General features: G+C 45.1%; 27 protein-coding genes. 22 read left to right on the top strand and 5 right to left on the bottom strand.

Annotation, left to right across the window (positions count from 1 at the left end; genetic code table 11):
• Window position 1: 1 nt before the first annotated feature.
• Window positions 2-1,012, bottom strand: coding sequence for an alcohol dehydrogenase AdhP (adhP, locus tag DMO16_RS08865; protein ID WP_061968306.1), 1,011 nt, complete (start codon window positions 1,010-1,012; stop codon window positions 2-4).
• 292 nt (window positions 1,013-1,304) lie between these two features.
• Here adhP and DMO16_RS08860 point away from each other — a divergent pair, with 292 nt between their 5' ends.
• The 7 genes from DMO16_RS08860 to DMO16_RS08830 all read left to right on the top strand — a co-directional run bounded on the left by DMO16_RS08860 (window position 1,305) and on the right by DMO16_RS08830 (window position 5,465).
• On the top strand, window positions 1,305-1,862 hold the full coding sequence (locus DMO16_RS08860) for a peptidoglycan-binding domain-containing protein (protein ID WP_129476853.1): 558 nt from the start codon (window positions 1,305-1,307) through the stop codon (window positions 1,860-1,862).
• Between the two features lie 117 nt (window positions 1,863-1,979).
• Window positions 1,980-2,450 (top strand): DinB family protein, encoded by a 471-nt coding sequence (locus DMO16_RS08855; RefSeq protein ID WP_129476851.1) that lies wholly within the window; start codon window positions 1,980-1,982, stop codon window positions 2,448-2,450.
• Between the two features lie 127 nt (window positions 2,451-2,577).
• Window positions 2,578-3,003: a DMT family transporter gene (locus DMO16_RS08850; protein ID WP_061968314.1), complete on the top strand. Its 426-nt coding sequence runs from the start codon at window positions 2,578-2,580 to the stop codon at window positions 3,001-3,003.
• A gap of 27 nt (window positions 3,004-3,030) precedes the next feature.
• Entirely contained in the window at window positions 3,031-3,729 is a 699-nt protein-coding gene (locus DMO16_RS08845; protein WP_129476849.1) for a Crp/Fnr family transcriptional regulator, read from the top strand.
• A 20-nt stretch (window positions 3,730-3,749) separates the two neighbouring features.
• On the top strand, window positions 3,750-4,217 hold the full coding sequence (locus tag DMO16_RS08840) for a DMT family transporter (RefSeq protein ID WP_061968319.1): 468 nt from the start codon (window positions 3,750-3,752) through the stop codon (window positions 4,215-4,217).
• The gene (locus DMO16_RS08835; RefSeq protein WP_061968322.1) at window positions 4,214-4,921 is read left to right on the top strand and encodes a YjjG family noncanonical pyrimidine nucleotidase; all 708 of its coding nucleotides are present in this window, start codon (window positions 4,214-4,216) and stop codon (window positions 4,919-4,921) included. The genes DMO16_RS08840 and DMO16_RS08835 overlap by 4 nt, the downstream gene beginning before the upstream one ends.
• Window positions 4,922-5,021: 100 nt before the next feature.
• Complete coding sequence (locus tag DMO16_RS08830; protein ID WP_129476847.1) at window positions 5,022-5,465, top strand: DUF6376 family protein; 444 nt, start codon at window positions 5,022-5,024, stop codon at window positions 5,463-5,465.
• A 53-nt stretch (window positions 5,466-5,518) separates the two neighbouring features.
• Here the strand turns inward: DMO16_RS08830 and DMO16_RS08825 are convergent, their stop codons facing one another.
• Entirely contained in the window at window positions 5,519-5,746 is a 228-nt protein-coding gene (locus DMO16_RS08825; protein WP_129476844.1) for a YozQ family protein, read from the bottom strand.
• A gap of 161 nt (window positions 5,747-5,907) precedes the next feature.
• On the opposite strand from DMO16_RS08825, the gene DMO16_RS08820 reads away from it, so the two are divergent.
• Both DMO16_RS08820 and DMO16_RS08815 read left to right on the top strand, forming a co-directional pair.
• A complete protein-coding gene (locus DMO16_RS08820; RefSeq protein ID WP_061968330.1) occupies window positions 5,908-6,750 on the top strand; it encodes a manganese catalase family protein in 843 nt (280 codons plus the stop codon).
• Window positions 6,751-6,857: 107 nt separating this feature from the next.
• Window positions 6,858-7,292 carry an NUDIX hydrolase gene (locus DMO16_RS08815; protein ID WP_061968332.1) on the top strand — a complete coding sequence of 145 codons (435 nt, stop codon included), beginning with the start codon at window positions 6,858-6,860 and terminating at the stop codon, window positions 7,290-7,292.
• Between the two features lie 58 nt (window positions 7,293-7,350).
• On the opposite strand, the gene DMO16_RS08810 is transcribed toward DMO16_RS08815, so the two are convergent.
• Window positions 7,351-8,106, bottom strand: a complete 756-nt coding sequence (locus tag DMO16_RS08810; RefSeq protein ID WP_129476842.1) for a YqjF family protein — start codon at window positions 8,104-8,106, stop codon at window positions 7,351-7,353.
• 159 nt (window positions 8,107-8,265) lie between these two features.
• Window positions 8,266-8,499 carry a hypothetical protein gene (locus DMO16_RS08805; protein WP_129476840.1) on the bottom strand — a complete coding sequence of 78 codons (234 nt, stop codon included), beginning with the start codon at window positions 8,497-8,499 and terminating at the stop codon, window positions 8,266-8,268.
• Between the two features lie 249 nt (window positions 8,500-8,748).
• Between DMO16_RS08805 and DMO16_RS08800 the strand changes: the two genes are divergently transcribed.
• The 9 genes from DMO16_RS08800 to DMO16_RS08760 all read left to right on the top strand — a co-directional run bounded on the left by DMO16_RS08800 (window position 8,749) and on the right by DMO16_RS08760 (window position 18,333).
• Window positions 8,749-9,456, top strand: coding sequence for a FadR/GntR family transcriptional regulator (locus tag DMO16_RS08800; RefSeq protein WP_061968339.1), 708 nt, complete (start codon window positions 8,749-8,751; stop codon window positions 9,454-9,456).
• 29 nt (window positions 9,457-9,485) lie between these two features.
• A complete protein-coding gene (locus tag DMO16_RS08795; RefSeq protein WP_129480346.1) occupies window positions 9,486-10,892 on the top strand; it encodes an FAD-binding oxidoreductase in 1,407 nt (468 codons plus the stop codon).
• Window positions 10,885-12,198, top strand: coding sequence for a (Fe-S)-binding protein (locus DMO16_RS08790; protein ID WP_129476838.1), 1,314 nt, complete (start codon window positions 10,885-10,887; stop codon window positions 12,196-12,198). The genes DMO16_RS08795 and DMO16_RS08790 overlap by 8 nt, the downstream gene beginning before the upstream one ends.
• Window positions 12,199-12,218: 20 nt before the next feature.
• Window positions 12,219-12,683: a DinB family protein gene (locus DMO16_RS08785; protein ID WP_061968345.1), complete on the top strand. Its 465-nt coding sequence runs from the start codon at window positions 12,219-12,221 to the stop codon at window positions 12,681-12,683.
• A 213-nt stretch (window positions 12,684-12,896) separates the two neighbouring features.
• Window positions 12,897-13,079 (top strand): twin-arginine translocase TatA/TatE family subunit, encoded by a 183-nt coding sequence (tatA, locus tag DMO16_RS08780; protein ID WP_061968348.1) that lies wholly within the window; start codon window positions 12,897-12,899, stop codon window positions 13,077-13,079.
• A gap of 59 nt (window positions 13,080-13,138) precedes the next feature.
• Complete coding sequence (gene tatC, locus DMO16_RS08775) at window positions 13,139-13,885, top strand: twin-arginine translocase subunit TatC (RefSeq protein WP_129476834.1); 747 nt, start codon at window positions 13,139-13,141, stop codon at window positions 13,883-13,885.
• A gap of 323 nt (window positions 13,886-14,208) precedes the next feature.
• Window positions 14,209-15,957 carry an alkaline phosphatase D family protein gene (locus DMO16_RS08770; RefSeq protein ID WP_129476832.1) on the top strand — a complete coding sequence of 583 codons (1,749 nt, stop codon included), beginning with the start codon at window positions 14,209-14,211 and terminating at the stop codon, window positions 15,955-15,957.
• A gap of 121 nt (window positions 15,958-16,078) precedes the next feature.
• Window positions 16,079-17,122 (top strand): ArsR family transcriptional regulator, encoded by a 1,044-nt coding sequence (locus DMO16_RS08765; RefSeq protein WP_129476829.1) that lies wholly within the window; start codon window positions 16,079-16,081, stop codon window positions 17,120-17,122.
• A complete protein-coding gene (locus DMO16_RS08760) occupies window positions 17,119-18,333 on the top strand; it encodes an MFS transporter (protein WP_129476827.1) in 1,215 nt (404 codons plus the stop codon). The genes DMO16_RS08765 and DMO16_RS08760 overlap by 4 nt, the downstream gene beginning before the upstream one ends.
• A 20-nt stretch (window positions 18,334-18,353) precedes the next feature.
• Here DMO16_RS08760 and DMO16_RS08755 read toward each other — a convergent pair whose 3' ends face one another.
• On the bottom strand, window positions 18,354-19,220 hold the full coding sequence (locus DMO16_RS08755; RefSeq protein WP_129476825.1) for an MBL fold metallo-hydrolase: 867 nt from the start codon (window positions 19,218-19,220) through the stop codon (window positions 18,354-18,356).
• Window positions 19,221-19,513: 293 nt separating this feature from the next.
• Between DMO16_RS08755 and DMO16_RS08750 the strand changes: the two genes are divergently transcribed.
• The 4 genes from DMO16_RS08750 (at window position 19,514) to DMO16_RS08735 (ending at window position 22,982) form a co-directional block, all read left to right on the top strand.
• Window positions 19,514-20,167 carry a futalosine hydrolase gene (locus DMO16_RS08750; RefSeq protein ID WP_129476823.1) on the top strand — a complete coding sequence of 218 codons (654 nt, stop codon included), beginning with the start codon at window positions 19,514-19,516 and terminating at the stop codon, window positions 20,165-20,167.
• A gap of 10 nt (window positions 20,168-20,177) precedes the next feature.
• A complete protein-coding gene (locus tag DMO16_RS08745) occupies window positions 20,178-21,026 on the top strand; it encodes a 1,4-dihydroxy-6-naphthoate synthase (protein ID WP_129480345.1) in 849 nt (282 codons plus the stop codon).
• Between the two features lie 23 nt (window positions 21,027-21,049).
• Entirely contained in the window at window positions 21,050-21,610 is a 561-nt protein-coding gene (locus DMO16_RS08740) for an isochorismatase family protein (RefSeq protein WP_129476821.1), read from the top strand.
• 139 nt (window positions 21,611-21,749) lie between these two features.
• Entirely contained in the window at window positions 21,750-22,982 is a 1,233-nt protein-coding gene (locus DMO16_RS08735) for an alkaline phosphatase (RefSeq protein ID WP_129480344.1), read from the top strand.
• Window positions 22,983-23,026 lie beyond the last annotated feature (44 nt).

Here is a 23,026-nt window from a genome sequence, read left to right as displayed (position 1 = left end):
TCTACATGGTTAGTACATATCGTCCGTTGATTTCTCCTTTTTCCATCTTGTCAAAAATTTCATTAATCTGGTTGATCGGTGCTGTTTCAATATTCGTTTTTACTTTTCCTTGGGCAGCGAATGCAAGAGCTTCCTGCATGTCTTTTCTGGTTCCAACTATGGAGCCTTTGACTGAAACTCCGTTTAAAACGGTATCAAAAATCGGGATGGGCAGTTCATCGGCAGGTAGTCCAACCACAACCACCGTGCCGCCGCGTTTTACAGAATGATAGGCTTGTTCGAAAGCAATCCTTGAAACAGCCACACTGATGGCAGATTGAACGCCGCCGGTTTTCTCTTTAATGACTTGGACAGGGTCGTTATTTCTTCCGTTAACCGTTAGATCAGCGCCTAGTCTTTTTGCAAGTTCCAGCTTTTCGTCCTGGATATCGACTGCTATCACATTGAATCCCATTGCCTTTGCATACTGCAAAGCAACATGGCCGAGTCCTCCGATTCCATAAATGGCTACCCAGTCACCAGGTCTTGCTTCGGAAACTTTTAATGCTTTGTACGTAGTCACACCTGCACAAAGAATCGGGGCGATTTCCACAGGGTCAACGTTTGGAGGGATTTTTGCTACATAGCTGGCAGGTGCTTTGCAGTACTCGGCATATCCGCCATCCACCGAATATCCGCCGTTCAGTTGGTCGGGACAGAGTGTCTCCCTGCCGGTTAAGCAATATTCACACTCTCCGCAAGCAGAATACAACCATGGAATCCCTACACGGTCACCAACTTTTACAGAAGTAACTCCTTCTGCAATTTCTTCTACAATCCCGACTCCTTCGTGTCCGGGAATGAGGGGGAGCTTTGGCTTGACCGGCCAATCGCCATGGGCGGCATGGAGATCGGTATGGCAAACGCCGCAAGCTTCAATTCTGACAAGCACTTCCCCAAATTCCAACTTCGGTTTTGGAACATCTTTAATTTCCAACTTGTTTTTAAATTCATTAACAACAGCTGCTTTCACACAAGTTCCTCCTTTTATGAATAGACTTCATCTCTTACTAGTGCAAGATTTGTGCCAACTCTATTTATCGTAAAACCGCTTACAAAAATCATAATGGCCTTCAGGGTGTGCCGATTTTTCGGCAAATTCACACAAAAAAACGGAAAAGAAGGTCGAGTGGTCGTCCGTAGCATTATATAAATATCGGTAATTTTTCCTGTTTAGGTAATGTGAGGTTGTTAGGGACAAACGGCAGGGTATAGATTAATGTTGTGTTTTTTTTTCCAATAACTTGTAAGGGGGCCATCGTTATATGAGTTTGAAGAAGTTTGTTATCTGCTTGACCGCTGCAGGGTTTCTGGCCGTTACACCTTTGTTTCCAACTCAATCGCATGCTGAATCACAAGTAAAATCACAACAATTGAGCACACCTGAACCGTATCCCGGACATGTCATTAAATATGGGGATCGAGGTTCAGATGTGAAGAAGGTCCAACAGCAGTTAACACGAAATTTGATTCCGACCACAGCTGATGGAATCTTTGGAAAAAAGACGCTCGAAAACGTCAAGCTGTTTCAGCACTACCGTTTTTTGACGGAAGACGGGATCGTGGGGCCAACTACATGGAATACCTTATATCAAACCAGTTTGCCATATCCAGGCCATGTCACCAAAAAAGGTGACAAAGGCGAGAATGTGGTCAACATTCAAAAACGGTTAAAAGTTGTGGTAGGCAATATTACAGTGGATGGGGATTTCGGTACCAAAACGGAAGCCAAAGTCAAAGAATTTCAAAAGAAAATGCACCTTCAGGTTGATGGCACTGTTGGCCGGGAAACATGGGAAGTGCTGTTTAACTATCAAGAATAGAAATGTTTCACAGGGAAAGCAGTCTGTTGTTTTCCCAGTTTTTTAGGGCTTTTGCAGAGGATATTCCGCTGAGCTGTAGAAAGATGTTTTGATGTGACTAAACGTGAGGGGGAACATATGAAAACCTTGTTTCAATATAACTGGCAAGTCAGGGAAGACTGGTATAAGTGGTGTGAAGACGTACCGCTTAAAGAGCTTCTGAGGGAACGGACGGGAGGAGTAGGCGGGATTCTTCATACCCTGTTCCATATCGCGGATGTGGAATGGAGCTGGATACGGGGCATGAAGGGGGAACCTGACTTTCAGGAAAGTTTTGATGGGTATCGATCCCTGGAAAAGGTCAGGAGGCTCGACACCGAGTTTAAACCGGATGTTCAGAACTTTGTGAACGCCTGGAACGACAGCATGGAACATCAACTCATGGAGGAACCCGGAAACGTCCGTTTTACCCATGGTGAAATTATGAGGCATATGATTGCCCATGAAATCCATCATATCGGTCAACTCTCTGTTTGGGCGAGGGAAATGGGAAGAGAACCGGTCACAGCCAATCTTATTCGCCGGGGGCTGGGAGTCATAGTTGGTTAATGAAAAAGCTGGGAAACCAGCTTTTTTATTTTTACTTAATTTACTATAATGAGGACATATGTCCTTTCCTTTGCTTATGTCTTTCCCTGATAATGAGTAATGGAAAATGAAAAAAGGGAGAGATAGGATGAAAGGGATTTTATTTGCACTCTTGGGCGGATTTTTTATCACCCTGCAAGGGGTAGCGAATTCCAGAATCAGCGAGGATATTGGCACCTGGCAGGCCACGACCCTGACGCAGGGTACAGGTTTTGTGGCGGCTTTGCTCTTGATGCTGGTGTTCCGGGATCATACATGGAAACAGTTTCGCCGGGTAAAACCCCTTTACCTGGCTGGAGGATCGTTCGCAGCGATCGTCATTTTCAGTAATGTGACGGCGATCCATTTGATTGGCGTGACCGTATCGATTTCTGCGCTCCTCATTGCACAGTTGAGCATTGCTTTTTTGACGGACAGCTTCGGTTGGTTCGGTGTAACCAAACAGCGGATGAAGCTGCCTCAGTTTATCGGCATCGGCATGATGATTGCCGGTGTACTGATACTGAGTTTTTAGGGGAAATGGCGAAGGGAAGGTGATAGAATGGAGGAGTTGAAGGACACAGACAGGCTTACCACCTATTTGCGCACAAACGGAATCGAATCGCTATTCAATACCAGCCTGCAGCCGCATTTAACGCTCTGTACGTTTGAACAGGGCGAAAAGATATGTTCCCAGGGCGAACCCGCAGCCTATCTGTATGTTCTGGTTGAGGGAAAAGTGAAAGTGTATACCACTTCGCCGGAAGGGAAGACGTTAATCCTTTCGTTCAAAAACCCGCTGGAACTGATCGGTGATATTGAATATGTACGAGGAACAGAGACGGTCAATACGGTAGAGGCTGTATCACAGGTCACCATGATTGGTGTTCATCACCGCTGGTTGAAAAAATACGGAAGCAGCGACCCCGCATTTTTAAATTTTTTACTGAAAATTATCACCAATAAATTCTATATTAAATCTAATACATTGCGGTTTAACCTGCTGTATCCGGTGGAAGTCCGGCTGGCAAGCTATCTGCTGTCTGTTTCGTTTGATGCGTCGAATGGATTGTTAAACGGAAAGCACAGTACTGCGAGTCTGAAGGATGCCGCCAATCTGATTGGAACAAGCTATCGCCATCTGAACCGGGTGATCCAGCAGCTGTGTGCAGAAGGTCTTGTCGAGCGGTACAGCGGAGGAATACTTGTGAAAGATCATGAAGGGCTGAAGAAACTGGCGAATGATAATATTTACGAGTAAAGAAAAGGAGTAGGTGCTTTATGCTTTTGGGAATTCTTTTGGCATTGATTGCGGGTTCGCTTGTCGGGATGCAGAATATATTTAACAGCAAAGTAAACGAGCATGCAAATTCCTGGGCGACAACAACATTGGTGTTGTGCCTTGGCTTTCTTGCATCCCTGACGCTCGGATTTGTCTTTGAGGGCAGCAGAATCCTTGCATTTCATCCGATGCAAACGTGGTATTGGTTCAGCGGGCTAATCGGTGTTGGAGTGGTTACGTGTGTCGTTCAGAGCATGAAAAGGCTGCGGCCAACTGTTGCCATTTCAATTGTCATGGCTTCTCAGCTTGGGTTTGCTCTGCTGATGGATACGTACGGTTTTTTAGGTTTGAAACCTGTGCCGTTCACAATTAAACAGCTGATTGGTGTGCTGATCATTATTGCAGGAATCGTTTTATTTAAATCCAACAGCAGAGAAGAAAACCAGCAAAAGGAGATGGCCTCATGAGAACCTACAAAACACTGTTATTTGATGCAGATGATACCCTTTTGGATTTTAAAGCAACGGAAAAAGCGGCATTGCGCATGCTGTTTGAAAAAGAAAAGCTTCCATTTTCAGATGAAATGGAAACGCATTACAGAGAGCTGAACAGAAGCTTATGGAAGGCGTTTGAAGAGGGAGAAATCGAACGGACTGAACTGCTGAACACGCGCTTTGCCCTTTTTATGAAAGAGTATGGTCATGAAGCCGACGGTGTTTCCATGGAAAAAAGCTACCGTGCTTTTCTGGATGAGGGATTTCATCTTGTAGACGGGGCGATTGAATTGATCACGGAGCTGAAGGACCATTATCATGTTTACATCGTAACGAACGGTGTTTCGAAAACGCAGGATAAACGTCTGCGAGGATCAGGTTTGCACGGATTGTTCAAAGGGGTTTTTGTTTCAGAAGACACCGGGTATCAAAAGCCGATGAAGGAGTACTTTGATTATGTGTTTGAACGGGTTCCGGGATTTACACCGGAAGAAACTCTGATCATTGGGGATTCCTTGCATTCCGATATTAAAGGTGGCCAGCTGGCAGGTTTGGATACATGCTGGTTTAATCCTGAAGAGAAACCAAACGATTCGGGAATTGTGCCCACGTATGAAATTTGTAAATTCGATGAGCTGTATTCCATCCTGAATAGGAAAGCGGAAAAGAAACTTTAAACGAAGTTTCTTTTTTTGTGTCAAATTTCTATAAATGAAACTTAACCTAAAGCTGTTACGTAAGGATCTATGAGGATGAAACCAGCCAAGGAGGAAAAGTATGCTTTTAAAAAAGATCAGTCTGATTGCAGGATTACTTGCTCTTACTGGGTGTTCAGCCGTTACAGATACAGCCAACACAGTCAATTATGTAAAAGAGGCCAAAGAGTTTGCAGGGGAAGTCTCCACTTTCAGCAGTGAGACGACAGACCTTGTCAAGCAGGCAGTGAATGATGAAAGTAAACAAAAAGAATTGGAAAGCCAGTTGAAACAGATGAAATCAGACGTTCAGGAATTTAGCGGTTTGACACCTCCGGATAACCTGCAGGAGCTGCATGGACAGATGGAGTCTAAAGCCCAGTCGCTCGAAGTTGGAATTGATCTGTACCTGAAAAACATCAAGGAAGGAAAGCTGGATACTTCCTTTATCGAGGACCATCCCCTCATGAAACAGGTGAGCGACATTAATCAGATCTACCAGGACATCAAGAGTTTGGGAAATTAAAGTGAAAAGCCTGCAGGCATCGATTGGTGATGTTTGCAGGCTTTTGTCGTTTCTTATTTCTTTTTATAAATGTCATGGCCTTTGCCTTGGAGCGGGATATCTTTCCCCTCGACGTTTTCCATTACACCATCAATGGTACCTTCCATATAATCATCACTAACTTGCTCATGGGTAATGGCAAGGCCTTGATCAGTTTCCGACTGGCTGCTGTAATCAGAGGGTTCATAGTTTTTTTTCGCAACTTCTTCGCTGTTGCTCTTTGAGTTCTTTTTTTGTTCCATGTCCTGCATCCTTCCTTGTAAGCTATCGTTAGTGTTTATTGGAACTCTGGGAATTATTCAAAAATCTGACTAAGAACAGGTGAATCCTTAGTTTTGTCTTCGGAGGATTGGGGTAATTTGACCGTGGAACCAAATAAACCCATTTTAAAGGAGGACGAACAGTGTTTAGACATCAAAAAGAACTGCAATTTGAAGTAAAGGTTGAACGTCCAGATCCAATGCTGGCGAAAAGGGTACAAGAGGTGCTCGGCGGCCAATTTGGAGAAATGACCGTCATGATGCAATACCTCTTTCAAGGCTTTAACTGCAGAGGCAATGAGAAATATAAAGATATGCTGATGGACATTGGTACAGAGGAAATCGGACATGTTGAAATGCTCTGTGCGCTCATCGGCCAATTGATGGATGGTGCTACACCAGAGGATCAGTCAGAAGCCGCAAAGGATCCGCAACTGGCAGCCATTATGGGTGGCGTCGATCCGCAGCATCTGATCGTCAGCGGTCTTGGCGGAATGCCGATTAATTCAAATGGTGTTCCTTGGAGTGGGGCATATATTGTGTCGAGCGGAAATTTACTGGCGGACATGCGATCAAACCTGCATGCGGAAACACAGGGCCGGTTGCAGGTCGCTCGACTCTATCATATGACAACGGATGAAGGCGTAAGGGCCACGTTCCGTAAAATGCTGGCACGTGACCGTTACCACCAGTATCAGTGGATGGCCGCAGTAGCTGAATTAGAAGAAAAGAACGGTGTTGTTGTTCCGGCTTCATTCCCTCCGGAAGCGGAGATGGAAGCTCAGGAGCATGGACTGGAATTCTGGAATCTGTCTGATGGACAAGAATCATCTGAAGGCCTTTGGGCAACGGGCAGTGCACCGGATGGCACAGGCGATTTCAAATATTTAGAGAACCCTGAACCTCTTGGCAATATTCCAAGACCAGAAGTACCTGCGACACAGGTTCACCATGACCTGGATCGTGACTTTGTGAATAAAAAATAAAATATAAAAAACCCACTTCAGTGGAGTGGGTTTTTTAGTGGAAAGAAGGGCTTCCTTTCAATTTGAAGAATAGTAAAATGGACCAACATTTGAGAAGGAGTCTACTCATGAAACGAGTTGATGTAGTATATGTTTTGTTGTTTGATGAAACGAGCGAAAAGATATTGATGGTTAAAAACTTTGGGGATGAATCCTCTTATTATACGCTTCCGGGAGGAGCAGTAGAGGATGGGGAAACGCTGGAGGAAGCAGCGATTCGTGAGATAAAAGAAGAAACAGGATTGGAAATCGACGTGCGAAATGTTTTTGGGATTAGTGAGCAGTTCTTTGAAGCAAGAGGACATCATGTGGTTTTCTTTGTGTTTACCGGGAAAATAACAGGGGGAAAAATTGAAATTCAGTTTCCTGACGAGATTGAGGAAGTATTATGGATGCCGGTAGAGATGGCAGAAACATTTATACCAGTACCCTTGGGTGTGAAAGATCGTATAAAGAAAAACACAACAGTTACCTATCTTCCGCCGGAGAACCTGGTGCACTAAATAGTAAAAAGGACTGTCGGAAATCAGTTGTGCACTTGATTTCCCGGATAGTCCTTTTTTAAAGTTCCATCTGGCGCAAGGGCCAAAATAGAACCTTTTGGGTTTTGGAATAATGGAGCACAGGTTGAGTAGATGGCAGCTCAATGCCGGAGCTTGCGGTGACTACCGAGTTCACCTGAATTTCAGCCTCTGTCTGTTGAAGAGCCCATGGCTGATGATGGATATCTAGATAATACAGTTTGTTGGTGTGCTCGTTATAAAAGCGATATCTCTCAGCCAGCCAATAGTCGAGAGACTCCTTATTGCTGTAAAAAGGGGCTGATACTGGCTTGTAGTGGGCAAGGAAATCTGCTTTTGTACCTTCATTTTCTTGCCGTCTGCTCAAGTAATGAACACGTTCTTCAGCGACCTCAATGTTCATTTTGGCATAGCGGTACGGCAAATGAAAAAAGGAACGGGCACCTTTTACAGCCAGGTGGCTGCCGGCATCCAAACTAAAAAAGTAGATGCCTGGTATTCCTTTGTATATCACATATGTTCGCACATTCAGCTCGGGAAACGCATGTGCAAAGGGAAAAGGGGGCAGGTATCTTGTACGGAATTCATTAAGGTAAAAAGGGATTACGCCAATCCATGCTTGGTTGTCATATGTATCAATCTCCATGCAGGAGGGTATTTTTTCACGAAGGACGGAAACAGGGACGGGCCAATGGGCATAAAGAAGGTGGTTCCACCTTTGGGTCATGATCCAAGGGCCAGAAGGAAGAGGGAACGGGCGGTGGTCCGTTTGTTTTAAGATATGTTTGAAATTCATCGTACAAACCTCCAAATAGAGATGTAGTATGGTTATTCCCATTAAGCGACTTCAAAACACGTGTGAAAAATGGCCATTAATGAAAAATTTCTTAAAGCCAGGTGAATTGGATAAAAAAGAAAAAGCCATCCCAAGCTGCCGGGAAGCTTTTTCAACCGTTTACGTACCAAAGATATCTTCCTGCTCAGCAGAAATTAGGTCTGTGGCGGCTTTATTCATCTTGCTTCTCATGACCATCAGCATGTGAAAGGTAACAATCATCATGGTACTTAAAAAGACGAGACCGCTAAAGGTGCTCCCGGTAGCATCCTTCAATGCACCAATGGCATAGGGTCCTAAAAACCCGCCTAGATTTCCGATCGAGTTAATAACAGCAACGCCTACTGCCGCCATCGCTGGAGTTAATAGTTTAGGAGGCAGAGCTCAGAAAGGTCACAAGTAACTCTTCCTTAGTTAGTGCTTTCAAATTCAGAACTTGCAAATTTGTAATACAAATTTGTTGAAAAAACTTGAAAATTATGTATGTTTAGATTAGTATATAGGCTAAAGAAACCTTTGTAAACCCTTTCATGGGCTGTTTTATATTTTTAGAACCATAAAAACACCTTAGATTTGTATTACAAAAAATAACCAGGAGTCGACATGTCTAAAAAAGAGAAAATATCTCAGATTATCTCTCGGGAACTTCTGCAAATGATAGAGTCGGGACATTATTTGCCCGGTGACAAACTTCCAACAGAAATGGCACTATCCAAACAGTTTGGAGTAAGCCGTATTTCTGTCCGGGAGGCGCTTAGTGTATTGAGAGCATCAGGGCTTATTACCTCAAGGCAAGGCGGAGGAAGTTATATTGAAGAGAATACGCAGTCCCAAATCTTGCGCAGTATTCATATGAAAAGTGATGATGTGGAAAGCATTAGGCACTTATTTGAAATGAGAAAGATTATGGAGCCGGAAGCGGCTTATTTAGCTGCCACAAGACGGACAACGGAACAGCTTTCTTCTATGAAGCATGTTTTGGATAAACTTGAATACGGGTCATTGAATGCGGATCAAAATCATTATACAAATGATATTGCGTTTCACCGGGCCGTCATATTGGCAACTCATAATCCCGTTATGATTCATATGATGGAGAATTTAGCAGATTTATATGAAAAAACGCTAAAAGTTACGCTTGAACCGAATAAAGAACTCAAACAAAAAAGGGAATCTGTTTATCAAGAGCATCGCAGAATCTATGAAGCTATTGAGTTGGAAGAGCCAGAACTCGCAAAAGTTCAAAGTACCATCCATTTAAGAAATGCTGAGAAAAAATTAAGCCTATTCTTGCAAAATTATGAAATATGAAGGCATGAGGAGATAAGAAGATGAAGGTTATGACATCTGCACATGAACAAGAGCTCCAGGCCATCTTTGGCGAAAATAGAGTTTTGCTTGAAGAAAGTGACCGCTTGAGTTATTCGTTTGATGCATCGTTTGGCACGTATATGCCGGATGCCGTTGTACAGCCACGCTCAACGGAAGAAGTGGCTAAAGTAATGAAACTTGCCAATCGTGAGGGCATCCCTGTCTACCCTCGTGGCCAGTCGACCTCTTTAAGTGGCGGGCCACTGCCAGTGAATGGAGGAATTGTCCTTGACTGTTCTCAGTGGAACGATAAGCTTGAGATTCGCCCCGAGGATATGATCGCAGTGGTCTCGCCAGGTATATTAACAGCCAGAATTGATGAAGAAGCGGAACAATGGGGGCTGATGTACCCTCCAGACCCAAGCAGTTCGCATGTTTCCACCATTGGCGGAAATCTGGCTGAAAACTCCGGAGGACCTAGAGGATTGAAGTATGGAGTAACGAAGGATTATTGCATCGGTTTGGAGATTGTGACACCGGAAGGCCACGTGATGAGGACAGGAGGAAGAACCATCAAGAATGTGACTGGCTACGACCTTACTAAACTCATTATTGGCTCCGAGGGCACGCTTTGTGTGATAACAGAGGCTACGCTGAAGCTTGTTCCAAGGCCTAAGGCCTACAGGACGGCAATGATCATTTTCGATGATTTGGTAACGTCCGGACAGGCCATCACAAAAGTGCTCACCTCCGGAATCCTTCCCTCCAAATTGGAGTTGATGGACCAGGCGTGCATACTGGCCGTGGAGGAGTATAAGCCTTTAGGACTTCCCGTGACCGCAGAAGCCATCGTACTTATTGAGTTGGACGGGCATCCGAAGGCAATCGAAGAAGAAATTGAAAAGGTGGCTTTCATCTGCAGGGAGGCAGGGGCTCATTCTGTCAATGTTGCAGGCAGCAGTGAGGAGGCCGCAAAGCTGTGGCAGGCGAGAAAGCTGGTCTCACCGGCAATTGTGAGGAAGAAACCGACGAAAGTTTCAGAAGATGCCACCGTGCCAAGAAGTAAAATTCCCGAGATGTTTCAACGGCTCAAAGAAATCAGGGACCGGTTTCACGTCGATCTTGTCGTATTTGGACATGCAGGAGACGGGAACCTTCATCCCAACATCATCTGTGATAAAAGAGATTTGGAAGAAATGGATCGTGTAGAGCAGGCCGTGGAGGAAATTTTTAAAGCAGCGATCGAGCTGGGCGGCACGCTTTCAGGTGAGCATGGGATTGGAACGATGAAAGCTCCATTTATGGAGATGGAGGTCGGTCCCATTGGCCTTGACATGATGAAGCGTATGAAGAATGCATGGGATCCCAATCAAATCATGAACCCGGGCAAGATTTTTCCTGAACCGGGGAAAAAGCTGGTGTTGCGAGATGAGTGAAGCTGCAAATCGGTTAAAAAAACAACTGCATTATGAAAAGACCTTCGATTGTGTCCAGTGCGGTTATTGTCTGCCTGCTTGTCCCACCTATGAGACGATGGGTAAAGAAACCCACTCACCAAGGGGCAGAATTAATTTGGTGAAAATGGTGGCTGAAGGAAAAAGCAGTGTGGAGAACATGCGGGAACCGATTGAAAAGTGTCTGGGGTGCAGAGCCTGCCAAACCGTTTGCCCGACGAATGTACAGTATGGAGAGATTTTAGAAGGAGCCAAATCGGTGCTGGAGGATCATGAAAAGAAAACGAAAAAACAGCAGGTAACAGAAGACTTTATATTTAATGGGCTCTTCCCCTCGAGAAAATGGATGAATGCGATAGGAAATGCGACCTGGTTCTATCAAAAGACAGGTTTGCAGGCAATCGCTCGCAAATCGGGAATGACCGCTATGGCTCCGCTTCATCTCGACAAGTTCGAAGCGGTGCTGCCTAAAGTTGCCTCCCCATTTGAAAGAAGAAACTCGCCTCGCCTTGTAAAGGCGAAACGTAATCCAAAAATGAGAGTAGGCTTCGTCAGCGGCTGTGTCATGGACAGTATGTTTCATCAGACCAATAAAAACACAATTGAATTGCTTTCAAGAGCCGGAGCAGAAGTGGTGATTCCAAAAGCCCAGACATGCTGCGGTGCACTTCACGCACATACGGGCAAGCTTGAAGAGGCACGCCAACTCGCCAAACAAAACATTGAAGTGTTTGAGAAAGAAAATGTTGATTATATCGTAAATAATGCGGGCGGCTGTGGAGCTATGCTTTTTGAATATGACCATTTACTAAAAGATGAGCCGGACTGGAATAGGCGGGCTGAACAATTTTCTAAAAAATCTCGGGATGTGACTGTCGTTTTGACGGAGCTTGATGGTCTGGAATTTCGTCATTCAATGAATGAGAGGGTGACCTACCAATCCTCTTGTCATATGACACACGTTCAGAAAGTAACATCCGAGCCTTTGGCACTGTTAGAGGGGATACCGGGTATTACCTACAGGGAAATGGCCGGTTATGACCGCTGCTGCGGCTCTGCGGGTATCTATAACATTGTGAACTATGAGGATTCCATGGAGATTCTTGATGTTAAAATGGAAAAGACCAGAAGAACAAAAGCAGACACGATTGTGACGACAAATCCCGGATGTCTTTTGCAAATGAAACTTGGCATTCAACGAGCCGGTCTGGAAAAAGAGGTACGGGCAGTTCATCTGGTAGATTTTTTGATGGAAGCCGATCCTCAGCCGAAAGAATCACGAAAGTAAAAAGAGAGGATATCATATATATGAATAGGATAACTCCGATTCTCCGCCAATTGGAGGTTGCTAATCGTTCCATTCTTAATCTTATAGACTCGATGGAAGCGAGTGATTTGGATATCTCTTTAGGACAAAATAAAAGAAATGTAAGAGAGTTGTTGACTCATATAAGCTCGATTTATAAAGCGGACGTGTTAATCATGAATGAGACAGGTCAAAAAGAGATAGAGAAATTTTATTCTGGGCATGATCCTCAAACGAGCGGACAGATCAAGGAACGGCTCACTTCAAACTTTGAATATCTGAAGGATAGCATTCGCCACTACCGGGAGGAAGACTGGTTAGTAGTGACAACCTCCTGGTGGGGTGTTTCATATTCCCGTTATGAATGGATGCTAGAAATCCTGGCACATACATATCATCACAGGGGCCAGCTTCACACGGCTTTAAGCATGAACGGAAAAGATCTGGCTGTTCCGCTTTTTGAGTAACCGCTGTTTAATCAGCGGTTTTTTTGTTATGTAAATCCTCTTCCTTCCGGTTTTTATAATTTGTTAAATTTTTCTTTATATTGCCTCAATAATCTTTGTTTAAGGTGGAGGAGAAGGATACATAAGCGGGAGGGGTTAAATAGAGAATCAGCGTGACGAACCGCGGCTTCTGTGGAGGGCATTACAGGATTTACATTCTAAGGAGGGCTTTCTATGTTCCAAAATATTGGTATTCCCGGATTGATTATTCTACTTGTTATTGCGTTAATCATTTTTGGACCTGCTAAACTGCCTGAAATTGGACGGGCATTCGGAAGCACGCTGCGAGAGTTTAAAAATTCCGCCAAGGACTTAATGAATACTGATGAAAAGGAAGAAAAAGCAGAGCAAAAATAATAGAGCGGGGGATGGCGGAAAGCAGTCATCTCCTTTCTCTTATATGATGAGGTGAAATTATGAAAGATGCAGAAATGCTTCTTATTGATCATCTGGGAGAATTACGAAAGCGGATTATTATCACACTGCTTACGTTCGCGGTATTTTTCATTGTTTCGTTTATCTACGTTCAGGATATCTACCATTGGCTGATTCGTGATCTCGATGCCAAACTGGCCGTTTTGGGACCGAGTGATATTCTTTGGGTCTATTTTATGATATCGGGGGTCATTTCCATTGCATTGACGATTCCGGTGGCCGCCTATCAAACGTGGCTTTTCGTCAGCCCGGCGTTATCCAAAAATGAATCCAAAACTGCACTGTCATATATCCCTGCTCTTTTCCTTTTATTTATTGCCGGGCTCTCCTTCGGGTATTTTGTGGTTTATCCGATGGTGCTTGATTTTTTAATGAAGCTGTCAGACGGTCAGTTTCAAACGTTTTTTACATCGGAAAAATACTTTAAGTTTATGATCAATCTTACCTTGCCGTTTGGCTTTTTATTTGAAATCCCGCTGGTCGTCATGTTTCTTACATCGATTGGACTGGTGAATCCGAAGCTTCTGTCCAAGGCAAGGAAACTTGCTTACTTTGGTCTTGTCGTGGTCGCTGTTCTTATTACACCACCTGATTTTATGTCTGATTTTCTTGTAACGATCCCGCTTTTGATCCTATACGAATTCAGCATTACGCTTTCCAAAATTGTTTACAGGAAGAAACAGAAGAAGCAGGAAAGCAACGTCATAGAATTAAAAAAACCTTCATAAACAACAGATTTTGGTCAATAACCACCAGGTGGCCTACACTGCCTGGTGGTTATTTGGTTTCCATATGTTAGTTTATTTTGAAGCGAATGTTAAAAAACGTGTGACTTAAGCCCTGTTAACCACTGCAGAAAATTTTTCTTTTCTCGATAAAAACCACCAAATTGAATGGATAAATTGCTGAGAAGGAAAATAGTCCTGCGATTATTGTCCTTTTTTGTTTTTTTGTTGTTTCATGCAGGTTTACACATCTTAATAGCAGATTCATATTCACGTTTTATACTGACTTTCGTACGCTACTTTTTCATTAAGAGAGGGGAATTGTTATGGCAGACGAAAGGCACGTGGAGGATTTGATCAAGAAATTGACTGAGGAACATGAAAACAAAAAATTCGACCGCCGCAGCTTTCTTAGAGGAACCGGTAAAATTGCCGGGCTGTCTCTCGGGGCAGTTCTTGCACAGTCGATCGGTGGATTTGAAGTAAACGCCGCTCCAAAGTTCGAAAGCTATCCCTTTACACTCGGTGTAGCATCAGGTGACCCGCTTTCCGATGGCGTGGTGCTCTGGACACGCCTTGCACCCGATCCCTTAAATGGCGGAGGAATGAAACGCCAGGCGGTTCCAGTGAGATGGGAGATCGCAAAAGATGAACGTTTCAGAAATATTGTCCAGAAAGGAACTGAACTCGCCAGACCGGACCTTGGTCACTCCGTTCATGTGGAAGTCACTGGCCTTAAGCCAAACCATGTGTATTACTATCGTTTCAAGAGCGGATATGAATTAAGTCCTGTAGGCCGCACCAAAACCCTTCCTGCCCCAGGTGCATCTGTCAAAGAACTCAAGTTTGCGTTCGCTTCCTGCCAGCAATATGAGCATGGTTTCTATACTGCCTATAAACATATGGCTGAAGAGGATCTTGATCTGGTATTCCACCTTGGGGACTATATTTACGAATATGGTCCAAATGAATATGTAGCAGCGACAGGAAATGTTCGAACTCACAGCAGTGCTGAAATCATGTCATTGAATGACTACCGCAACCGTCATGCCCAATACCGTTCAGATGCAAACCTGAAGGCCGCCCATGCTGCGTTCCCTTGGGTAGTTACTTGGGATGATCATGAAGTAGAAAACAACTATGCAAATAATATTCCTGAAAAGGGCCAATCTCCGGAAGCCTTCATCATTCGCCGGGCTGCGGCTTACCAGGCCTATTACGAGCACATGCCTCTTCGCAAGTCTTCTTTACCTAACGGGCCGGACATGCAGCTATACCGCCATTTTGATTATGGTGATCTGGCTTCCTTTAATGTGCTTGATACACGGCAGTTCCGATCCGATCAGGCGAATGGAGATGGAAACAAGCCACCTTCAGAGGAATCTCTGGATCCAAGACGTACATTGATGGGGCAAGAACAGGAGCAATGGCTCTTTAACAATCTGAGCGCCTCCAAAGCACACTGGAATGTGATGGCTCAGCAAATCTTCTTTTCGCAGTGGAACTTCGGGACGAAAGCTGCACCGGTTTACAGCATGGATTCCTGGGATGGATACCCAGCGCAGCGCCAGCGTGTCCTTGATTTCGTCAAATCCAAGAACTTGAACAACCTGATCGTATTGACTGGGGACGTTCATGCGAACTGGGCAAACAACCTGCTTATCAATTTTGATGATCCGAATTCAAAGGTGTTTGGTGTTGAATTTGTGGGGACCTCAATTACTTCAGGAGGCAACGGCGCAGACAAGCGTAAGGATACCGATCATATTTTGGAACAAAATCCGCACATTAAATTCTTCAACGATTACAGAGGATATGTCCGCTGCCGTGTAACTCCTGCACAATGGCAGGCGGATTACCGTGTGGTCCCTTATGTGACGGAGCCTGGCGCTTCTGTTTCTACAAGAGCTTCCTTCGTTTATCAAAAAGATCAAATGGGCTTAAAAAAAGTAGCTTCTGCCATGGTCGCCCATGGTATGAAAATGTCCGAACAGGTCGAGGAAGACCGTTTTACCGCCCATACGCACGCGCATAAAAAGCAAATTCAACAAAAAAGAGAAAAAGTAGAGCAGTAAACGCACGAAGAGCACAAACGCCATCCCGGTGTTTGTGCTTTTTTGGATTTTAGTTTCGAAAATAATTGAATTTGTTATTCGTATAATTTAGAATAACACTCAACGAGAGGAAGTGATGAACATGAACTATCTGTTAGCTTCCCAGCCGGCAGAGACCGTGAATGTAACGGTAGAATCGTCACAGGTTTGGGAGGTCCTTCTTGGCATCTCAGGTTATACATACGCGCAACTCAGACATACATTTGAACTTGATGAACAATGGAAAACATGGAAGAAGACCATGAGTCCGGAGCTTCTTCTGGCACTAAAAGAAATACACGAAACGAATTTATGGTACGGCATGCTGCTGCTTCAAAATCATTGGAGTGCCATTTCTATTCAGGATTTTTTGAATGCATTGGATCAGGAATCACACCAAACTTTATATGAAGTTCTGCTTCCTTATCATAATCAAAAAACAGAGGGCGATCGGAAAGACACTGTGCTCAACTATACGGATAAAGCATGCTTTACCCGGTATGCAGAATTTTTTAAAGGACACGACTACCTGGAGGGCTATGTCAGGCTGCTGGGAGAGTGGGCCATTGAAGATATCCTTTCCTTAATGAAGACAGTGACGAAGGAATGGCATGATTTTATCCGCACCCAGCCGGTATGGGAAAAATGGATGCAGGCCCTTAGGTTTGAGGAAAACGAAAACCAGAGATTGAACCGGGAACAACCGGTGGATGAAATTCAACGGGTCACCGGAGGAGCTGAGTATCTACCCGAGCCATCCGTCTGGCATGTGAAGCTGGTGCCTCATGTCTCGTACCGCCCATGGGTACTTTCGCTTCGCACAGTGGATACAAAGCTTTTATTCTACCCGGTGAACGAAGAATATTTAACCGAATCCGGCCAGCCTTCTTCGGTCCTCATCAGGGGGCACAAAGCTTTAGGGGACGAGCTTCGTTTAAAGCTATTGCTTACCCTTGTGAAAGGGCAGTTATCTCTTCAGGAATTGAGCGGTCAGTTTCAGATTTCCAAAACCACGCTTCATCATCAGCTCTCCATCTTGAAGTCGGCAGCGTTTGTTTCTGTTGAAAAAGGGGTTTACCGGGCTAATACAGATACCATCCAACGATTTTCCGGTAAACTGAATGAGTACTTGGGATTGAAGGGATGAGAAGGTATTCCCGCTCCTTTTATGCGCTATGGACAGGGGAGATGATTTCGGAATTTGGAGGGGCAGCAGGTGGAATCATTAATGGCCTGCTGCTGTTCGAATTAACAGGGTCAAAAGAATGGATGGGAGCACTGTGGCTCGTGTATTTTATTCCTTCTCTTGTGCTGCAGGGGATCAGTGCTCCTTACTTGAACCAGGTCAATAAAGGGAAGGCATTGAAAATTATTCAGCTGGTTCGGATGGTAGGCTATCTGCTTCCCTTGGCTGGCTGGCTTTTTCAATCACATACCAGCATGATTGCCGGACTGGTGATCCTTCAATGCAGCCTAGGTTTGCTGCAGCCAGTGTATGCCAGTCTGTCTTTTTCCATTTTGCCCGAGCTGTGCGAAGAAAGGAAGCTCGCTGAAGCCAACGGTTTGCTTGATGGAACCATGAGGATCATGAGTTTTCTTGCGCCAGGAGCTGTCTCATTGTTATTGCTCGCCTTTCCGCTGCCCGTGCTCTATGCTCTTTCTTCTGCTTTGTTTTTCCTCAGCTTTTTCGCTTTGAGTGCTATACAATCACAATCAATAACAAAAGCAGCCATCTGGACGAAGAAGTTTTGGTGGTCTGAAATGAAGGCAGGTTACCATTCGTTTTTCCGGCAGCCCCAATTGCTAAAGCTGACCTTGCTGTCATCCAGTGTGCAGTTTGCGGTGGGAGCCTCACTTGTGCTAAGCGTTCCTTTTATTCGGGGAGAAATGGGAGGAGAACGATGGGAGTATGCCGTATTTTCCGGTGCTTTCCCCGTTGGCTATGTGATTGGAAGTCTTCTTCTGTCCCGGCTTCCTAAGAATCCGGTTATCATGTATACAGGGTTGGCAGGAGGAGGACTCTCTTTTTTACTGCTGTTTCCAGTGGATCACGTATGGCTTGCCTGGGGATGCGAACTTTTCGGCGGTTTGGTTTTTCCTCTCTTTAATGCCCAAAGTTCAGCTCTGTTCCAGCAGGAAGCAAAGCGTGACCGACTTGCCCAGCTGAGTGCCGTACGCTTGCTGATGATGCGTGCAGCAATGCCTCTTGGGATATTATTTGCTTCCACCGGATATTTGCACCTTACCACACGCCAGAGTTTTGCAGTAGCAGGAACTGTTATTTTCATTCCGGGCCTCTATTTTCTTTTTACATCAATAAGAGCAGAACAAGAGGTGGCAAAAAGAAAAACAGGCTGAAAACAGCCTGTTTTTACTCTCTATTGCTCGAGTTGGTTGCCTTGCACATATTTTCCATAGTCTGGGATCGCAATCCGGTCAAACTCCCGGGCCAATTTCGTAAGGTTTTCGTCAAGCCATTCCCGGGAGACCGGCCGGCCATGTCCGGTTACGGCGGTATGGGGATTCAGAGAGTGCAGTTTTTTTACCGACTTCCAGGCTTCCATCCAGTCGGGAGTAAAGTAACGCGGTGGCCCGCTGATTTCGAGATGCTGGGTGATTACACTGTACAGATCTTCCTGCTTGACGGTAATAAAAGCATCTCCCGCAATCAATGCCTGGTCAGCTTCACGGAAAAGAGAGATATGGCCCTCCGTGTGACCGGGCGTGTGCACCCAGCGCCATTCCGGAAGTTCGGGAACTGAGCCGTCTTCAGGCAGGGGATGCACCTGTTTATCCAGGTTGATCGCTTTATTGGGAAATAAAAAAGACATTCTTGCTACCATCCCGCCTTCTACTGACGGATCGGGTTTGGGATAATCTTTTTTGCCAGTCACGTACGGAAGTTCCAGCGAATGTGCATAAACTGGGACGTCCCATCGGTTCAACAAACCGATAATTCCTCCAATATGGTCGAAGTGGGCGTGTGTGAGGATGATCGCCTTTGGCACGGTCTCTTTTCCAAAACGCTCTTCTGCTTCTGCGATGATCTTTTCTGTGCTATCCGGCATGCCGGCATCCACCAGCACCCAGCTGTTTTTACTTTTCTGATCTTCAACAAAACACAAATTTACGATTTGATTGGTGTAGCAGTAAAGGCCAGGTGCCACTTCTTTTCCTTCCCCGGACGTGACCGAGCTTACAGGTATGTATTTGTTGGTAGAAGCGCTTCCTTCCACATGATCCATGACAATACCTCCGAATCCATCATTTTCTATACGACATTAGCGTCTTCCAAACGGTATAATTTATGCAGATGGATAAGGTCCAAAAAAGCATCAAAGTGGAAAGAAAACACGATTAAGTGCTACCTTTTAAACGAGGACTTTTTCCTGGAAGCTTGTAGTTGTGGAGATCTTTTTGTATTAAAATCTTTTTTGACAAGTTGATTGGAGTGAAAGGTGCGAGACTCCTCTGCAAGAACAACATAGATTACCTTAACAGCCAACGGGAAAAGCATTTAAAGACAGGAGGCGAATACATGAATAAATTAAATGGCCGTATTCTTGTGATGACTTCTGTACAACAGGAAAAAGAAGCCGTAGAGCGAGGGTGTCAGGACAACAGGGTTGATGTGGTCTTAGCCGGAGTCGGTCCGGTCGCTGCAGCCATTAATACCATGAAGGCATTGCACGCCAACACATATGATCTGGTAATCAATGCGGGTATTGCGGGCGGATTTCCGGATCGTGCGGAGGTGGGTTCCCTTGTCATTGCCGAGGAAATTGTCTGTGCCGACTTAGGTGCCGAATCCCCTGAAGGATTTCTTAGTTTAGATGAACTGGGATTCGGCTCATCCACACGGATTCCGGCAGAGAGCAGCCTGGTGCTCGCATTGTCTTCTGCCATGGCAGATGCGGATTTGCCCGTACATACTGCTCCAATTCTCACGATTTCTACGGTAACCGGCACGCAAGATACGGCTGACCGGCTGGCGGAGCTTGAACCCCATGCGGCTGCTGAAGCAATGGAAGGCTATGGTGTTGCATTTGCTGCCAGAGAATACAATTTGCCTGTACTGGAAATCCGGGCGATATCCAATGCTGTGGGTCCCCGTGATCGTGGAGCATGGAAACTGAAAGAAGCCCTCGGGGCATTAACGTCAGCAAGTAAAGTTATGATGGAGGTACTTTAAATTGAGTAAAATGAATATTGCTTTTTCACCGTGTCCAAATGATACGTTTGTCTTTCATGCCCTGGTGCATGGATTGGTGCCGGGAGCTCCCGAGTTTGATGTTACCTATGCCGATATTGACATCACGAATGGATTGGCCGCTCGCCATGAGGGCCCGGAAATCTTAAAAATCTCTTATGCTGCCCTGCCATGGGTGCTGGATCATTACGATTTGATTCCATGTGGCGGAGCGCTGGGACGCGGCTGTGGGCCTCTTGTTCTCGTAAAGGAAGAGGGACAGGTAAGCCCGGAAATGCTGACGGGAAAAAAGGTAGCTGTTCCGAGTGAACGGTCAACTGCCTATTTGCTGTTCCGTTTATGGGCGGCTCAAAATGTACCTGGCGGAATTGGTCAGATCGTGATTATGCCGTTCGATCAAATCATGCCGGCGGTAAAGGCGGGAGAAATCGATGCGGGCCTTGTTATCCATGAAGCACGATTCACGTATCAGAATTACGGACTTAACCTGCTGGCAGATATGGGGAACTGGTGGGAAGAAGACACCGGATTGCCGATTCCGCTTGGAGCCATTATAGCCAAGAAATCCATGGACATTGAATCCATTACAAGCTGGATTCGTTCATCTGTTGCCTTTGCATGGGAATTCCCGGAGTCATCAAGAGGGTACGTGATGCAGCATGCAAGTGAACTTTCCCATGATGTTGCTCAGCAGCACATCAACTTGTATGTAAATGAATTTACGGCTGATCTTGGACAAGCGGGGTACGAAGCAGTTGTTTCACTTCTGACCCGTGCGGCAAAGGAAGGGCTGGTACCGGATCGGGATTATGCAAGGCTTCTTCATGCATCCGAAAAATAAGAAGCCATTAAGGAGGAAATGGGATGAGTGCATTACAACTTGATTTTAATAAAACAGCATTGGTGATTATTGATCTGCAGAAAGGCATTGTGCAGATGCCCGGGGGAAAAGAGGTTGTTGAAAAAACGATTCCACTCGTGAAATTGTTCCGTGAGAATGAAGGATTCATTTCTTTTGTCAATGTGGCATTTCATGATGGAAAAGACGCGTTGCAGCCTGTAACCGATGCCCCTGCTCCTTCTGGTGAACGGACAGCAGATTGGGCTGAATTTGTTCCTGAACTTGGTGTTCAGCCGGAAGACTACACAGTTACCAAACGGCAGTGGGGTGCTTTCTTTGGCACTGATCTTGATCTTCAGTTGCGCCGCCGGGGCATTGATACGATTGTATTATGCGGGATTGCCACGAATATCGGCGTAGAGAGCACGGCAAGGGAAGCCTTCCAATTGGGCTATAACCAGATTTTTGTCACGGATGCCATGACTACATTCAGCCAGGAAGCACATGACGCCTCATGTTCCTTTATCTTTCCAAGAATCGGGAAGGTCCGTACGCTCGAACAATTTCTTTCAAACGTCCGTTAATAAATAATTTATATAATCAACAAAGTGTATGGTAATTTTTACAAAACGATCATTTTACATTCATACTACCTTTACAATGATTGTCTAACCTAGTAGATATCAATCGAATGAGGGAGTGTACCAATTGAAAAACAAGAAAATGCTCGCTGGCGTCACTTTATCTTTAGCACTTATTGGGTCCATTGGTTTTAATCAGATAGCTGATGCAAAAAGCAGCAACCATTATACCAATCCAAAAAAGGCGAAAAATGTCATTGTTTTTGTAGGAGATGGAATGGGAGCTTCTCATCGGGAAGCGATCCGATTGGCAACAAAGGGATTGACCGGCGACCTCAGTATGAACAAGATGCCTTACGTTGGTAATGTACATACGAGTTCGACTTCAGTGGTAACCGATTCAGCCGCTGCAGCTACCGCAATGGCTTCCGGTGTAAAAACTTATAATGGAGCAATAGGGGTTAATCCTGATAAGAAACCGGTTAAAACGGTGCTTGAGATGGCGGATAAAGCAGGGAAATCAACAGGGCTTGTGACCACCAGCCAAATTACGGATGCTACACCAGCTGCTTTTGGTGCTCATGTGGAGGATCGTTCCAAACAAAGTGATATCGCCAAACAATACCTTGAAAACAGCAGAGTGGATGTCCTGCTCGGTGGCGGAGAAGACTTTTGGTATCCTGCAGGCAACCCAGGAAAGTTCCAGGATAACCCTGCCAAGGATGTTAAAGAGCAGAGCAAAGGAACACAAGGGAACCTGGTGGCCGAAGCAAAGCATATGGGATATAAATATGTAACAGATAAAGACGGACTAATGAAAACAAAGAATGACAAAATTCTTGGCCTCTTTGCCAACGAAGAAATGTTTGAACAACGTCCGGAGGGTGAAGGAGACCTTTACAATCCTGTAGTATCACTCCCAGATATGACAAAAAAAGCGATTGATACGCTATCTCAAAACAAACGCGGGTTTTTCCTGATGGTTGAAGAAGAAGGCACCGATGAAATGTCTCATGAAAATAACGGCAAGCTGATGATTAAAGCCGGACAGCAACTGGATAAATCGGTTGAGGCGGCTAAAAAGTTTGCGCAAAAACATCCGGATACCCTTGTACTCGTAGTGGCGGATCATGAGTGTGGCGGATTGTCCATCGAGGAAGTTAACGGCAGTGACGAGAGCGGAGATGGCATTTCCAAAGAAGATGGACCATTTACAGTCGCTCATTCCAACGATCAGTTTACATTGGATTGGACGACTTCAGGCCATGGCGGGGTCAGTGTTCCTTTAACCGCGATGGGACCTGGAGCTGATCAGCTGGCAGGAACTTATGAAAATACGAACATTTTCAACGTGATTAAAAAGGCGATGAAATAAGTAAAAAGATTAGTAAAAAGGAGTTCCGTTTTCGGAACTCCTTT

It is taken from the genome of Fictibacillus sp. S7 (assembly GCF_004127935.1).
Classification (GTDB): domain Bacteria; phylum Bacillota; class Bacilli; order Bacillales; family Fictibacillaceae; genus Fictibacillus_C; species Fictibacillus_C enclensis.
This window is presented reverse-complemented; position numbering and strand designations above follow the sequence as displayed.